At 69.7% G+C, this 15,681-nt stretch carries 13 protein-coding genes; 11 read left to right on the forward strand and 2 right to left on the reverse strand.

Annotated features, from left to right (window positions below; all coding sequences use genetic code 11):
- The first annotated feature begins 145 nt into the window (after positions 1-145).
- Positions 146-1,819 carry an AMP-binding protein gene (locus tag ACFXKZ_RS08485; protein ID WP_379997848.1) on the forward strand — a complete coding sequence of 558 codons (1,674 nt, stop codon included), beginning with the start codon at positions 146-148 and terminating at the stop codon, positions 1,817-1,819.
- Between the two features lie 116 nt (positions 1,820-1,935).
- Positions 1,936-2,532 carry an HhH-GPD-type base excision DNA repair protein gene (locus tag ACFXKZ_RS08490; RefSeq protein ID WP_379997850.1) on the forward strand — a complete coding sequence of 199 codons (597 nt, stop codon included), beginning with the start codon at positions 1,936-1,938 and terminating at the stop codon, positions 2,530-2,532.
- 147 nt (positions 2,533-2,679) lie between these two features.
- Here the strand turns inward: ACFXKZ_RS08490 and ACFXKZ_RS08495 are convergent, their stop codons facing one another.
- A complete protein-coding gene (locus tag ACFXKZ_RS08495; RefSeq protein ID WP_379997852.1) occupies positions 2,680-4,125 on the reverse strand; it encodes a DHA2 family efflux MFS transporter permease subunit in 1,446 nt (481 codons plus the stop codon).
- A gap of 127 nt (positions 4,126-4,252) precedes the next feature.
- On the opposite strand from ACFXKZ_RS08495, the gene ACFXKZ_RS08500 reads away from it, so the two are divergent.
- From ACFXKZ_RS08500 to ACFXKZ_RS08515, 4 genes are all read left to right on the forward strand, one after another.
- A complete protein-coding gene (locus ACFXKZ_RS08500; RefSeq protein WP_379997854.1) occupies positions 4,253-4,747 on the forward strand; it encodes a winged helix-turn-helix transcriptional regulator in 495 nt (164 codons plus the stop codon).
- A 283-nt stretch (positions 4,748-5,030) separates the two neighbouring features.
- Positions 5,031-6,458, forward strand: a complete 1,428-nt coding sequence (locus ACFXKZ_RS08505; protein WP_379997856.1) for a helix-turn-helix domain-containing protein — start codon at positions 5,031-5,033, stop codon at positions 6,456-6,458.
- Between the two features lie 261 nt (positions 6,459-6,719).
- Positions 6,720-9,911, forward strand: a complete 3,192-nt coding sequence (locus tag ACFXKZ_RS08510; protein WP_379997858.1) for a M28 family peptidase — start codon at positions 6,720-6,722, stop codon at positions 9,909-9,911.
- Between the two features lie 184 nt (positions 9,912-10,095).
- Positions 10,096-10,680 (forward strand): MepB family protein, encoded by a 585-nt coding sequence (locus ACFXKZ_RS08515; RefSeq protein ID WP_379997860.1) that lies wholly within the window; start codon positions 10,096-10,098, stop codon positions 10,678-10,680.
- 9 nt (positions 10,681-10,689) lie between these two features.
- Here ACFXKZ_RS08515 and ACFXKZ_RS08520 read toward each other — a convergent pair whose 3' ends face one another.
- Positions 10,690-11,226 (reverse strand): SRPBCC family protein, encoded by a 537-nt coding sequence (locus tag ACFXKZ_RS08520; RefSeq protein WP_379997862.1) that lies wholly within the window; start codon positions 11,224-11,226, stop codon positions 10,690-10,692.
- A gap of 66 nt (positions 11,227-11,292) precedes the next feature.
- On the opposite strand from ACFXKZ_RS08520, the gene ACFXKZ_RS08525 reads away from it, so the two are divergent.
- From ACFXKZ_RS08525 to ACFXKZ_RS08545, 5 genes are all read left to right on the forward strand, one after another.
- A complete protein-coding gene (locus tag ACFXKZ_RS08525; protein ID WP_379997864.1) occupies positions 11,293-11,946 on the forward strand; it encodes a TetR/AcrR family transcriptional regulator in 654 nt (217 codons plus the stop codon).
- An 88-nt stretch (positions 11,947-12,034) separates the two neighbouring features.
- A complete protein-coding gene (locus ACFXKZ_RS08530; RefSeq protein WP_379998672.1) occupies positions 12,035-12,553 on the forward strand; it encodes a DUF4240 domain-containing protein in 519 nt (172 codons plus the stop codon).
- Between the two features lie 90 nt (positions 12,554-12,643).
- Complete coding sequence (locus tag ACFXKZ_RS08535) at positions 12,644-13,828, forward strand: epoxide hydrolase family protein (RefSeq protein ID WP_379997866.1); 1,185 nt, start codon at positions 12,644-12,646, stop codon at positions 13,826-13,828.
- A gap of 215 nt (positions 13,829-14,043) precedes the next feature.
- Positions 14,044-14,613, forward strand: coding sequence for a DUF642 domain-containing protein (locus tag ACFXKZ_RS08540; protein WP_379997868.1), 570 nt, complete (start codon positions 14,044-14,046; stop codon positions 14,611-14,613).
- A 23-nt stretch (positions 14,614-14,636) separates the two neighbouring features.
- Positions 14,637-15,491, forward strand: a complete 855-nt coding sequence (locus ACFXKZ_RS08545) for a hypothetical protein (RefSeq protein ID WP_379997870.1) — start codon at positions 14,637-14,639, stop codon at positions 15,489-15,491.
- Positions 15,492-15,681: the final 190 nt, after the last annotated feature.

A 15,681-nucleotide genomic window follows, 5' to 3' on the forward strand; every position in this document is an offset into this window, starting at 1 on the left:
TGCCGAGCCCCGCCCGGCATCACCCCCATTCGGGGGTACTCCGCTCGCCGCCCCCGCCCGCCCCCACCTACCGTCGCGACCACACAGACACGCCACACCGAAAACCCGGCCCCGCCACCCACCCCGTCCAGGCAGGTGACCCGCGATGACCACCCCCGTGCCCGCCCCGCCACAGGCCGAATTCCCCCCGTCCTCCCGCCAGGGAGAGCGCACGCCGCCCCTCCCCCACGAGACCATCGGCGCCAACCTGGCCCGGATCGCCGCCGCGTACCCGGACCACGACGCGCTCGTCGAATGCGCGAGCGACCGGCGCTGGACGTACGCGGAGTTCGACACCGCCGTCGACAACCTCGCCCGCGCCCTGATCGGCGTCGGCATCGAGGCGGGCGACCGCGTCGGCATCTGGTCGCCCAACTGCGCCGAATGGACCCTCGTCCAGTACGCCGCCGCCCGCGTCGGCGCGATCCTGGTCAACCTCAACCCGGCGTACCGGGTGCACGAGATCGAATACGCGCTCGCCCAATCCGGCACCAGGCTCCTGATCGCCGCCTCGCGCGTGAAGACCAGCGATTACCCCGCGATGGTCGCCGAGGTCCGCCCGACCTGCCCCGACCTGGAACGTGTCGTGCACATCGACACCCCGGACTGGCCGGCCCTGCTCGCCGAGGGCGCCGACGTCTCGCTCGACCGGTTGCGCGCCCGCGAGGCCACGCTGCGGCCCGAGGATCCGATCAACATCCAGTACACCTCCGGCACCACCGGCTTCCCGAAGGGCGCCACCCTCTCCCACCGCAACATCCTCGGCAACGGCTTCCTGGTCGCCGAGATCCAGGGCTGGACCGCCGCCGACCGGGTGTGCCTGCCGGTGCCCTTCTACCACTGCTTCGGCATGGTGATGGGCAATCTCGGCGCGACCAGCCACGGCGCGTGCATGGTGATCCCGGCCGCGCTGTTCGACCCGGCCGCCACGCTGCGCGCCGTACACGAGGAGCGCTGCACGGTCCTGTACGGCGTGCCGACCATGTTCATCGCCGAACTCGCCCTGCCCGACTTCGAGGCGGGCAAGTACGACCTGTCGTCGCTGCGCACCGGCGTGATGGCCGGTTCGCCGTGTCCGGTGGAGGTGATGAAGCGGGTGATCGACCGGATGGGCATGACCGAGGTGACCATCTGCTACGGGATGACCGAGACCTCGCCGGTGTCCACCCAGACCCGCCGCGACGACTCGCTGGAGCGCCGGGTCGGTACGGTCGGCCGGGTCCACCCGCACCTGGAGATCAAGGTGGTCGACCCGACCACGGGCGCGACCGTCCCCGAGGGCTCCCCCGGCGAATTCTGCACGCGCGGCTACTCGGTGATGCTCGGCTACTGGCGCGACCCCGAGCGCACCGCCGAGGTGATCGACGCCGACGGCTGGATGCACACCGGCGACCTGGCGACGATGGACGCGGACGGCTACGTCTCCATCGTCGGCCGGATCAAGGACATGGTGATCCGTGGCGGCGAAAACGTATACCCGCGCGAGATCGAGGAGTTCCTCTACGCGCACCCGGACATCGAGGACGTCCAGGTCGTCGGCGTCCCGGACGCCCGCTACGGCGAGGAGCTGATGGCCTGGATCAAACTCCGCCCCGGCGCCCCGGAGTTGACCGCCGACGCCCTGCGCGAGTTCTGCACGGGCCGGTTGGCCCACTACAAAATCCCGCGCTACGTCCACCTGGTCGACGCGTTCCCCATGACGGTAACCGGCAAAATCCGCAAAATCGAAATGCGCGAACGCTCCCTCCAACTCCTCACCCAACCCCCACCCCACCCCTAACCCAACCGCTCGAAGGCCTCCGCCGCCGACGGCGACGGGGCCGGCCGGCGGTTGATCGCGAGTTCACCCGGCGAGTCCGGGTGCGGGGCCGGGGCCGGTCGGGGGATCATCGGGGGATGGACACGACAGTGCACCTCGCCCAGCAGGACGAGGCCGACGAGTTGTTGGGACGCAGTGCGTTGGCGGCGCTGACCGGCATGTTGCTGGACCAGCAGATCCCGATGGAGTGGGCCTTCACCGGCCCCTACACGATCACCCGACGCCTGGGCGCCACCGACCTGGACGCGCACGAGATCGCCGCCTACGACCCGGACGCCTTCACCGCGCTCTTCGTCGAGAAGCCCGCCGTACACCGCTATCCCGGCTCGATGGCCCACCGCGTCCAGCAGCTGTGCCGGTATCTGGTCGAGCACTACGACGGCGACGCGAGCGCGGTCTGGGCCGACGCGAAGACCGGCGCCGAACTGCTGAAGCGGCTCCAGGAACTGCCCGGTTTCGGAAAGCAGAAGGCACAGATCTTCCTGGCCCTGCTCGGCAAGCAATACGGCGTAACCCCCAAGGGCTGGCGCGAAGCCGCCGGCGCCTACGGAGAGGTCGGCTCCTACCGCTCGGTGGCCGACATCACCGGCCCCGACTCCCTGGCCAAGGTCCGCGCCCACAAACAGGAAGCCAAACGCGCCGCCAAGGCCGCCAAGGCAACAAAGGAAACCTGACCACAACAGACGAGAACCCAACGCGGACACAGGCCCCACCCCGGGCGGGAGCCCCGATGGGCGGGCGGCGTCCGATCGGACCGGGCCCGCCGGACCCCGGAGCCCCGCCCACCGCGCCCGGCGCCCGCTCCCCGCCCTCCCCGCTCGTCAGGTCACCGTCGTCGAAGCCGCCGAAGCCGCCGCTCCCGAGCCCCGTTCGACCGCCACCCCCGCTGCCGCGCCCGCCCCGCGCCCCGCCCTCGGCAGGAACAGGGCGGCCAGCGCGGTGAGCAGCGTCGCGCCGCCGAGGATGTACCAGGCCCGGTCGTAGCCGTCGAGTGTGGCCTCCGTGCCGACCGCCGCGACGAACACCGCGACCCCGAGCGCCGCACCGACCTGCCGCAGCATCGTGATCACCCCCGAGCCGGTGGCGAAACGATCCGGGGTCAGCGCACCGGTCGCGGTGGCGATCAGGGTCGGCAGGACCAGCCCGACGCCGATGCCGCTCAGGATCGAACCGGGCAGGAAGTCGCTCGCGTAGTGCGCGTGCGGTTCGAGTCGGACAATCCACCAACCCAAACCCGCACTGAACGAGATCCCGCCCAGCACGACCAGCGGCCCCGGTCCGACCCGAGCCGCGTACCGCCCGGCCAAAACCGTCACGAACGGCACGCACAGCGGCCCGGGAACGGTCCCGAGGCCGGTCCGCAGCGCACTCCACCCCCACACGGTCTGCATCCACATCGTGGCGGAGATCAACATCCCGGCGAACGCGACACCGAACAGGACGTTCGCCACCCCCGAGACCGCATAGACCCGATTCCGCACCAGCGCGCCCTCGACCACCGGACGCGGATGCCGCCCGTTGCGCACCAGGAATCCGGCCACCAGCACCAGGGTGGCCACCCACACACCGACTGTACGGCCGGACCACCAACCCCAGTCCGGCGCCCGCACCACACCCAGCGACAACGCGCCGATCGCGGCGGTCAGCAGCACGGCCCCCACCAGGTCCGGCAGCGGTCCACGATCGGTCGGCGCGGGATCGGGCAGTCGGCGCGCGCCGAATACCAGCGTCAGCACGCCGATCGGCAGGTTGACCACGAAGACCCAACGCCAACCGGGTTCGAGCAACAGGCCACCCAGCACCGGGCCCACCGCGGCGGCGATTCCACCGATCGCGGCCCAGGCGCGGATCACCGTACCGCGACGTTCGGGCGGGTATGACGTGAGCAACAACCCCAGCGACGCCGGCATCAACAGCGCGGCGCCGACCGCCTGGCCGAGTCGGGCGATCACCAGGACCGCCAACTCCGGCGCGGCGGCGCACAGCGCGGAGGCCAGGGTGAAGACCGCGACGCCGGCCAGGAACGCACGCCGGTGCCCGATCCGATCGGACAACCGCCCGGCCGGCACGAGGAGGGCGGCGAAGACGACCGTGTAGGCGTTCAGAACCCACGACAGGTCGGCGAGCGAGGAGCCCGACCACGTCTCCGCCAGCGAGGGCATCGCGACGTTGACGATGAACAGGTCCAGGTTGACGAGCACCACGCCCGCACAGACCAACACCGCCGCGAACGCACGCGGCGGTCGATCCGAACCATTACCGGCCATAACGAGAGCCCTCCCGGGTCACCGAGCGAGTAAGTCCTATGAAGCAACTCGGCCAACCTAGAACGAGCGAGTTCTATAAAGCAACTTACTAAGTACAATCATGCAACCCACCCATTACACTGACGCCATGCGCCGCAAGAGCTTCCAGGAGATGCACTGCTCGGTCGCCCAGTTCCTCGAGGTGGGCGGCGAGTGGTGGACGATGCTGATCGTGCGGGACGCCTTCTTCGGCGTGACCCGCTTCGACGACTTCCACGACCGGCTCGGCATCTCGCGCAACGTGCTCACCCAGCGCCTGGAGCACCTGATCGAGCACGGCATCCTCGAACGCGTGGCCTACCAGGACAAGCCGGTCCGCTACGACTACCGCCTGACCGACAAGGGCCGCGCCCTGTGGCCGGTACTCAACGCCATGCGCCAATGGGGCGACCAATGGGCCGCCCCCGACGGCCCCCCGGTGATCGTCACCCACACCCCGTGCGGCCACCCCACAACCGCGGTCCACATCTGCTCCGCCTGCCGGGAACCCCTGACCCCCGAAACCCTGAAGGCAACCCCGGGCCCAGGCGCAAGGGACGGCCTCCTGTCGAACCTCCCCCCGAAAGCCACGCCCACGGCCTGATCACCCCACCAACCACAAGCCCCATTCCGGCCCAACCCACACCCGGCCGAACCAACACCCGAGCCCGAACGGCCCGGCCGGCGCCCAAGGCCGCCCCCGCCAACCCGGGGTGATATGTCACACCGCGTCCCGTGCCACCCACCCCCCTCCCAATCCCACCCCCACCACACGCCAAAAGCGGAATGCCTCGTTCCATCGGAGACAACTCGTACTCCCGTCTGTCACCCTGCTCCGGGCAGTGACCAACCGTCGACCATCCGGAGTTACCTCGGGGAGGACGAACGTGAACAGGCTCCCGAACGCACCCGTCACCACACAGGTCGCGTCCACACCTCTAAAGGTCGCGTCCACACCGTTGTGGGCGGAGTTCGGCCGCACGCTGCGGACCCGGCGCCGCCTCGCCGGAATGACCCAGCAGCAACTCGGGCTGCGCGTCGGCTATCACCACAGCCTGATCAGCAAGCTGGAGGCGGGCCTGCGCGAGCCGCCGGCCGGTCTGCCGCGCCGGCTCGACGACCTCCTCGACACCGGCGGCGACCTGTCCGCCCTCCTGACCAGCCGCGCCATCCCGCCGCCCGTGCTGCACCGCACGCACTTCTCGGTGATACCCGGCGGCGAGGCGCCGGCCGGACTCGCCCCCCTGGCCGACCGGTTCTGGCCCGAGCGGCTGCCCTATCACGGCCTGCCCTGCCCGCTGCACGGCAAGGACGGCTGCCACGAGTGCGAGGTCCCGCCGTACGCCGACGCGCTCACCATCCTCGCCGGCATCGACGGCAACAACCCGACCGGCGTCGACCCCGACGTGGTCCACGTACTCACCGCCCTGCTCGGCGGCTACACCCAGGCCGGCCTGCACGGCGGCACCACCACCGGCCTGGTCGGCTCCGTCGAGTACGTGCTGCGCCGCATCGTCAGCTGGGCCGAATCCCTGAACGCGCAAGGCCGTTCGCCACACGCGCAGCTGCGCCTGGCCGCCGACTACGCCCAACTCGCCGGACGTTTCCGGATGCAGCAGGGCCAGAGCGTGATCGGCATGGCCTGGTACGACCGCGGCCTCAACTGGGCGGACGTCTGCGAGAGTCCGGGCGCCCGCGCCTCGCTGCTCGGCGACGTGTGCTCGCTGGCCCGCCTCGACGGCGACGCGACGGCCGCACTGGCCTACGCCCGCGCACTGGAGGCCGTGGACACCGGCCGGGCCTGGATCACCACGCTCGCCAAGCTCTACCAGGCCCGCGGCCACGCGCTCGGCGGCGACATCGGCGAGTGTCGCCAGGAGATCGCCACCGCGCATCGGCAGATCAACCGGTTCGACGAACGCGACCGTGCCGAGGCGCCGTGGCTGACCGGACTGGCCGGCCGGCTCCGCATGGAGGCCACCGTCGGTGGCGCGCTGCGCGATCTGGCCGCGCGTACCGGCGATCTCGCCTCGGCCCGGTCGGCGGTGCAGTCGGTGGAGGCCGCGTTGGACCTGCTGCCCGTTCCGCTGCGCCCCGCCCGGGTGTTGCTGACCGTACGGCTGGCCGACGCGCTCGCCTGCGCCGGCCGACCCGACGCGGCGGTGACCACCGCGGCTCCGGTCATCCACGAGGCCGCCGGTCTGGGCACCGCGACCACAAATCGGGAACTACTGGGCCTGCGCCGACGTCTGACCCAACATTGGAGCGATCTGCCGGAGGTGCGCGACCTCTTGGAGCAGATGCCGGGTCACTGAACGGTCGTCGGCGCACTCGTCGGGGCATCGCACCGCCGCCCGACCGGGCGACCAGGCACTCCCGCGACTCCCGGGGTCTGCTTGGCGTTTGCCGGAATTTGCCGGCCGTTGCCGATCACTTCACCAAGTCCCCACACCCGTGTGAGTGTTTCGCTCGCTCGGGCACGAACCCGGCCTGCACGGTCGCCCGCGTCGCTCACGAGGCGTACGCGGCGCAAGCCGGCGACGTGGTCGAGGCATGTCCCCTCCCAAGGAGCCTCGATGAATCGCAGAACGACCACGGCCGGGACCGTCCTGGCCATGCTCGCCGGCTTGGCGATCGGCGCGGCCGGAACACCGGCCGTCGCCGACCCGTCCCCTCCCCCCGCAAACCCGCAGGCACTCGCGGTATCCGCCGCCGACCGGGCGGCCGCAAGCGGCCTGGACGCCCTCGCCAAGGGCCCCGACGAGCAGTACGAACGCCAGGTCGTCACGCCGTGGATCAACGACCTGTACTCGGTCGCGTACCAGCGCACCTACCGCGGCCTGCCGGTCGTCGGCGGCGACGCGGTGGTCATGGCCGACGGCAAGGGCCGAGTCCACGCGACCCAGGCATCGACCGACGCGCGCATCTCCGTGACCACCCAACCGACGGTGGCGGCCAGTGCCGCCGAGGCCACGTCCCGGGCCCAACTCCCCGTCGTGGACAAGGTCGAATCGCACCGCCTCGTCGTGCGGGTCAAGGACGACAAGAGCGCGCTGGCCTGGGAAACGGTGGTGGCGGGTCGTACCGCGACCGCGCCCAGCCGGCTGCACGTGTTCGTCGACGCGACCACCGGCGCGGTGCTGGGCACGACCGACGAGGTCAAGGCCGGCAGTGCGAACAGCCAGTGGAACGGCCCGAGTCCGCTGAGCATCGACACCACCAACTCCGGTGGTACCTACTCCCTGCGCGACCCGAACCGCCCCGGTCTGACCTGTTCCGACTACAGTTCCGGCCAGGTCTTCTCGAAGTCCACCGACTCGTGGGGCAACGGCCAGGCGTCGAGCAAGGAAACCGGCTGCGCCGACGTCTTCTGGGCGGCGCAGAAGGAATGGAACATGCTCCGCGACTGGCTCGGTCGCAACGGGCACAACGGCAACGGCGGCAGCTGGCCGGTCAAGGTCGGCCTGAACGACGTCAACGCCTACTGGGACGGCTCCTCCATCTCCATCGGCCACAACCAGAGCAACCAGTGGATCGGCTCGATGGACGTCGTCGGCCACGAATTCGGCCACGGCATAGACCAGTTCACCCCCGGTAGCACCAGCGGTGAAGCCGGACTCGGCGAGGCCACCGGCGACATCATGGGTGCGCTGACCGAGGCTTACGCGAACGAGCCCTCCCCGTACGACGCTCCCGACTACACGGTCGGCGAGAGCGTGAACCTGGTGGGCCAGGGCCCGATCCGCTACATGTACAAGCCGTCCACCAACGGCGACCCCGACTGCTACAGCTCCTCCATTCCCAACACCGAGGAGCACGCGGCGGCCGGACCGCTCAACCACTGGTTCTACCTGCTCGCCGAGGGCACCAACCCGGGCGGCGGCAAGCCGACCAGCCCGACCTGCAACAACACCACCCTCTCGGGCGTGGGCATCCAGAAGGCCGGCAAGGTCTTCTACGGCGGCATGCTGCTCAAGACCAGCGGCATGACCTACAAGCGCTACCGGACCGCGACGCTCACCGCGGCCAAGACCATCGACCCGACGTGTGACCTGTTCAAGAAGACCAAGGCGGCGTGGGACGCGATCAGCGTGCCGGCCCAGACCGGCGACCCGGTCTGCAACGTCGACCCGGGTTCGGACTTCAGCCTCGCGGTCAGCCCGACCAGCGGCAGTGTGACGCCCGGTGGCACCACGACCACCACCGTGACCGCCACGCTGGTCTCGGGTCCGGCGCAGAACGTCACCCTGACCACCGGCCCCCTCCCGGCCGGCGTCACCGCGTCGTTCAACCCGGCGACCATCGGCACGAACCAGTCCTCCGTGCTGACCCTGTCGGCGAGCGCGTCGGCGAGCGCGGGCACCAGCTCGGTCACCATCACGGGCACGGGTTCCACCTCGCACACCGCGCAGTACACGTTGACCGTCGGCAGCGGGCCGGGCAACCCGAGCGACCCGCCGGACATCAACGTCGCGAACGTGCAGTCGCACCTGACGCAGCTCAACCAGATCGCGAACCAGAACGGCGGCAACCGCCGTGCGGGCAGCGCCGGTTACACCGCGTCGGTGGCGTACGTCAAGGGTAAGCTCCAGGCGGCCGGCTACCAGGTCAGCGAGCAGACCTGCACCTCCTGCACCTACCGTTCCAACAACCTGATCGCCGACTGGCCCGGCGGTCCCGCCGACTCGGTCGTCATGTTCGGCGCCCACCTGGACAGCGTCGGTGCCGGTCCCGGCATCAACGACAACGGTTCGGGTTCCGCCACCCTCCTGGAGAACGCGCTCGCGCTCGCCCAGGCCAACCCCAGCCTGACCAAGCACGTGCGGTTCGGCTGGTGGGCCGGCGAGGAACAGGGCCTCCAGGGCTCGCAGTTCTACGTCAGCCAGCTCGGCTCCACGCAGCGCGCGGCGATCAAGGGCTACTACAACTTCGACATGGTTGGCTCGCCCAACGGCGGCTACTTCATCAACAACATCAACTCCGCCACCTCCGCGCCGATGAAGGCGTACTGGGACTCGCTGAACCTGCGCCCGGAGGAGAACGTCGAGGGCCAGGGACGCTCCGACGACTACTCCTTCCAGCAGGCCGGCATCCCGACGTCGGGCTACGCGGCCGGTGCCGACGCGCGCAAGACCTCGGCACAGGCGACGAAGTGGGGCGGGCAGGCCAACCAGTCCTACGACTCCTGCTACCACTCCTCGTGTGACACCTCCTCCAACATCAGCGCCACGGTGCTCAACCGCAGCGCGGACGGTGTCGCGTACACGATCTGGAAGACCGCGGTCGGCGGCACCACGCCCACCAACGACTTCACCATCTCGGCCGTTCCGTCCTCCGGCAACGCGCAGCCCGGTGCCACCGTCTCCACGACGGTGAACACCACCACCTCCAGTGGTACGGCGCAGACGGTGACGCTCGGCTCGAACGCGCCGTCGGGCATCAGCGTGAGCTTCAGCCCGCCGTCGGTCCAGAGCGGCACCTCCTCGACCGCGACGATCACCGTCTCGGCGGGCACCGCGGCCGGCACGTACCCGATCACCATCACGGGCACGGGCTCGGTCGTGCACTCGACCACGTACACGCTGACGGTCGGCGACGGCGGTCCGGGCAACTGCTCCGCGCCCGCATGGGACGCCGGCACCGTCTACGTGGGCGGCAACGTGGTCTCGTACCAGGGGCACACCTACCGCGCCAAGTGGTGGACCCAGGGCGAGACCCCCGGAACCACCGGACAGTGGGGAGTGTGGCTCGACCTCGGACCGTGCTGAGGACGCGCACCGAGGGCAGGTAGCACGTAGCACGTAGCACGTAGCACGTAGGTAGTCCGTACGACCGCTGTCCCGATTGTGATGCCCGGTGGCCCGAGGTTTGGGTCACCGGGCATCACACCGTTCGGGGTCGGTGCCCGGGGTCGGCGCCCGAGATGTCGGTGCGTGCCGGCAGGATGCCCGAATGGTTACGAACCCTGATCTTTCGGCCGGGTCCGATCCGGGGGTCGAGCCCTGGCCGGGTGACGGGTCGTCGTCCCTGCCCGCCGATCTGACGGCTGCCAAGGAGATGGTCTACGACCCGAGCGGGTTCGGGTGCAGCCGCCCGGTCGCCGAGCCGGAGAGCGCCGAATACGGGGCGTACACGCTCACCGTGGCCGGTGTCCGAATCCGCTTTCGGAGCGCGAGGACCACGCCGACCAAGGTCGGCCTGTTCGTCACCCTGTGGCGGCGCTCGGCCGCCGGGCCGATCGAGCCGTCGCCGGTCGAGGACGCGATCGACCTGGTGGTGATCGGTTGCCGGCAGGGCGAACACGTCGGGCAGTTCGTGTTTCCGACGGCGGTGCTGGCGGAGCACGGCATCCTGTCCGTGGGCGGAGTCGGGGGCAAGCGGGGTTTTCGGGTCTACCCGCCCTGGGTGACGCCGACCGTTCGGCAGGCGGAGCGGACGCGCGCGTGGCAGGTCGAGCACTTCCTCACGCTGTCGGGTGAGGCGCCGGCGGACTCGGCGCGGATCCGGCGGTTGTACGGGGCGGGCGGGGCGCGGTAGCCCTCGACGTCAGGGGGCGCCGCCGCACGCGGCCCGGAGACGGAGCAGCGTCGTGCGCATGCCCGCGCGGTTGCGCTCGGCGCGCCGCGCGGCCGGGGTGCCGGTGAAGACCAGTCCGAGTATCTCGGCGATCCGGCGGCGCCATCCGTCGCGGCGGCGGTCGATCCAGTACTCGGTGACCAACGTCGCCGCTCCCTCCTCCGCCGGGGCGAACCGATAGCCCCAGCGGGCGATGGGCAGGCCGAAGGAGGTGACGTCGAACGCGAACTCCCGGCCCGGGTCGGCGGTCATGATCCGACAGACGGTGAACCAGACCCACGGGCCCCGCCGGTTGAAGCCGACGAAGCTGCGCCCGAGGGGCCGAACGGCGAAGACCTCCGGGCTCCAGTCCTTCATCCGCCGGACGTCGGCGACGATCGGGTACACGGCCTCCGGCGCGAGCGGGACGGTCAGCGATTCCTCGATCTCCCAGACGCGCGCGGTCGACGCCGCCGGTTCGGGAGCGGATTCGGGCGTGGGTTCGGGGTGGTGCTTCCCAGGCTTCATGGGCGTCACGCTAGCAGCAAAACGCAACGCAACGTAGCGTTGTATTCGAGCTGTTAGTCTCCCGGCATGAACGACGAACAACACCCGGCGGAACCCACCGACGGCGGCGACAACAGCCGCACCGGCACCGGCGGCATCGCCACGGGCTCCGGCACCGGCGGCCCGCGCAAGGCCCAGGCGATCTTCGACGCCACCCTCGACCTCCTCGCCGACAAGGGCTACGAGGGCCTGACCATCGAGGGGGTCGCCGAGCGGTCCGGGGTGAACAAGACCACGATCTACCGCTGGTGGCCGTCGAAGGGGGCCCTCCTCGGCGCCGCGCTCACCGGTGCCCGGCGCCTGGACTTCCCCATGCCCGACACCGGCAGCCTCCGGGGCGACCTGGAGGCACTGTTGGACGGCATGGTGTCCCTGCTCACCACCCCGCCGACGGCCGACATCGCCGTCGCCGCCCTGGGCGCGGTCACCCACAGCGCCGAACTCGCCGAACACGCCGGCACCTTCTTCGCCGGCCGCCTGGCGCGCGAACGTCCCGTCTTCGAGCGCGCCGTCGCCCGGGGCGAACTCGCCGCCGACGCGGACCCGATGTTGCTGATGGACCTGCTGGCCGGCGCCGCCTGGCTCCGGGTGGTCTTCCGCCAGGTCCCGGTCGAGCCGGATTTCGCCCGGCGTACCGTCGCGGTAATCCTGGACGGAGCCGCCTCGCGCGCCGACGGTTGAGCCCGAGATCGGGCCCGGGCGGGCGGACCGAATTGCCCTTCATGTCCTCCCGGGCGTTCGGCCCCGCGCATGCGATGATCCGACCGTGATGGACGAGAGCGAGTTCTGGGAACTCATTGACGCCACGCGCGAGGCGGCCGAGGGCGACCCCGAGGAGCAGGCCGACCTGCTGGTGGAGCGCCTGACGCAGCTCGATCCCGACTCCGTCTGCGACTTCGCCAAACACTTCGAGGCGCGCTACACCCGCGCGTACCGCTGGGACCTGTGGGGCGCGGCGGCGGTCCTGCTCGAAGGCGCGAGCGACGACGTCTTCGACGCGTTCCGCTGCTGGCTGATCGGCCAGGGCCGGGACGTCTTCGAGGGCGCCCTCCGCGACCCCGACGACCTGGCCGACCTCCTCGACACCTTCGACCCGGACATCGACGGCGACGGCGAGGATCTGGGCTACGCCGCCGACGAGGCGTACGAACAGATGACCGGCGCCCCCATGCCCCCGGTGGGCCTCCCACCCCAACCGGTGGACCCGGTCGGCACGGCGATCAACCTGGAATTCGACGATGCCCTGGCCACCCGCTACCCCAACCTGTGGACCCGCTTCCGCACGTAGGCGGTGACGTGATCGCGACCATCCGGGCCGTGAGGGCGTGGGTGCGTGTGCGGTCCGGGGTGTGATCGTCGCGGAGTTAGCATGCGTCCTATGTCGGACGAAAAGGTGTTCCAGCCGCAGCAGTTCATCGGGCGCACCGATCCCGCCGTGCTCGCCGACCTTCGGGCGCGGTTGCGGGCCACGCGGTGGCCGGATGCGCCGGAGGAGGTCGGGTGGGGGCTCGGGGTCGATCTCGGGTATCTCCGGGAGTTGGTGGGCTATTGGGCGGACGGGTTCGACTGGGATGCGCAGGAGGCCGCGCTCAATCGGCTGCCGCGCTTTCGGGCGACGGTCGGTGGGCTCGGGATCCACTACGTGCATGCCCGGGCCGTCGCGCCGACCGGGCCCGTGTTGCCGTTGGTGCTCGGGCACGGGTGGCCGGATTCGTTCTGGCGCTACACCAAGGTGATTTCGCTGCTCACCGATCCCGGCGCGCACGGCGGTGATCCGGCCGACGCGTTCGACGTCGTCGTACCCGACATGCCGGGCTACGGGTATTCGGATCGCCCGACCGGTCCGCCCCTCGATTCCATCGCCGTCGCCGGTCTGTGGGCCGAGTTGATGGACGGGCTCGGCTACGCCCGATTCGGTGCGGCGGGTGGGGACATCGGCAGCCACGTCAGCCGCTACCTCGCCCTCGACCACCCCGACCGGGTGGTGGCCGTACACCGCACCGACGCCGGTGTACCCGTGGTCTCCGGCGACCTGGCCGAGTTCACGCCCGAGGAACGCGAGTGGTTCCGGGAGGTCGCCGCCTGGGGCGCGACCGAGGGCGGCTACGCCGCGATGCATCGGACGAAGCCGCAGACCGCCGCCGTCGGCCTCACCGACTCGCCGGCCGGCCTCGCCGCCTGGATCGTCGAGAAGCTCCGCGCGTGGAGCGACTGCGCCGGCGACATCGAGCGCAGCTTCACCAAGGACGAGATCCTGACCAACATCACGATCTACTGGCTCACCGAAACGATCGGCTCGTCGATGCGGATGTATCGCGCCAACGGCTCGATCCCGCCCGCACAACTCGCCCGCCGCGTCGAAGTCCCGTCCGGCTTCACGCTGTTCCCCGGCGACCTGATCCGCCCACCGCGCCCCTGGATGGAGCGCACCGCGAACGTCGTGCGCGTGACCGACGCCGAACGCGGCGGCCACTTCGCGGCGTTCGAGGAGCCCGAGCTGTACGCCGAGGAACTGCGCACATTCTTCCGCCCGTTCCGCACGGCGGGCCCGAACCCGAGCTGACGGCCGGCGCCCGGCGACGAACTCTCGGCCCGGCGCTTCGCCCCGACAGCGATTGTACGTCGCAGCCATTCCCGACCTCCGTCGCATCACCCCGACGGAACCCGACACGACTGCTGCCAATTATTGCGGCAAATGCCATGTTTATAAATATCGCCGGGTGGCAACTCAATGTTTGGATATTTCGTCGCTGCCGAGGCAGCCGCTGAAAGGACCGAATGATGAAGTATGTGCCATCCGGGGCTCTCCTCGGCGCGACGCTACTCGTTGTCGTCGCATCATCCGCGCCCGCCGCCGGAGCCGGTATCGAGAACGGTACTTTCCAGATCCCTGGCGTCAATGCCGACAGTTACCGACGCATCGGTCCCGCGGATTCTCTGCAGCCGACACCCTGGAGGGTGACGGACGGGAATGTGGACCTATACGGCACGGAGGCGGCAAACAATCCCCACCAGGCCGTCGATCTCAACGGGGGCCAGCCCGGAGCCATCGCGCAGGTTTTCTCGCCCACGATCGGGAAGAAGGTGACGATCACCTGGAAGGAGGCTCGTAATACCACCAGGTTGTGCGGTACCAACGCCACGGTCGTGCAGAAATACAGCGTAACGGTGCTCGGGAAGACGACGGTGACCTCCGACCCCAGCGGACTGCAACCGGGCGTGTGGAGAACTTCCCCACAGGAACTGACCTTCGTCGCGAGCGACCACCTGCACACACTCACGTTCGTGTCGCAGACCCCGAACGACTGCGGCCCCATGATCACCGACGTCGTGGCCGACGAGGGCTAAGGCTCCCGCCGGAGGTCTCCGACATGACGTACGACATCGAGAACGCGAGTTTCGACGAGCCCGGAATCACGCCCCCGGAAATGATCCGGTCATTCGATCGAGACGACCCCGACGAGCCCGCGGCGATCCCCGGATGGACGATCGAGCAGAACGGCGTCGAACTGCGCGCGTTGCGACCGCAGGAACGGCCGCACGGTTCGAGAGCCACTCAGGCGCTGCGCCTGAAGAATCTCCAAAACGAGTTGGGGATCATCTGCCAGACCGTCGACACGGTTCCCGAACAGCCGGTTCACCTTGCCTGGATGGATTCCCCGGATTTCGCCCCCCACGAGGCGGGATACGGGGATCAACAGCAATACGCCATCACCGTCGAACCGGTTTACGACCCGGACCAGGGGAAGCAGTCGGTCGTGGAGTCCCCGAACTATGGTTCGCCCCAGGGTCCATCGGCCGAGGGGCCGAACTGGACGAAAAAGCGCATCGAGTTCACCCCCACGACATCCCGGACGGAGGTGCGATTCCGGTCCCGGGTGGAGGGGCCTCTCTGTGCGTACATCACCGATATCCGGTTCGAGGCCTCGAGGACACCGGTCCTCACCAGAGTCTATCCTCCGGATGTGGAGAATGGTGGACCGGTTATGTTCGACGGTTCCGATCTCGGCCTGGTTCACTGGGCGATCTTCAGGGACCGCGACGGAAAAAGGGTGGTCGTCGCCGCTCGAGGAGAAAATGAAGGAAGGACGGCGCGGGTCGAACAGCTTCCCGGCGGCCTTGCGAGGGGCCCGGGACACGTTTCCCTGTCTACCGCGAGAAGCAGGGAAGAGATTTCGCCGGAAAACACGAGCAATGAGCTGGACATGGAGTTCGTACTCCCTTGAGGGTCTTCCAAGTCCCGCTCGCCCTGCCTCGGATCCCACATCCGAGGCAGGGCGACTTTTAATCGTCGAGACGTGGCACCGGCGGCTGAGACCGCCCCGGGCCAGTCTGTGTCAGTGAGCCACGAACTTCGCAGAAGCCGAAGAAGAGTTTCTATTTGACGATGTTCGGCGCGGGAGGGGAATCGTGATG

The sequence above is a fragment of the Embleya sp. NPDC059237 genome, assembly GCF_042754105.1.
Lineage (GTDB): Bacteria > Actinomycetota > Actinomycetes > Streptomycetales > Streptomycetaceae > Embleya.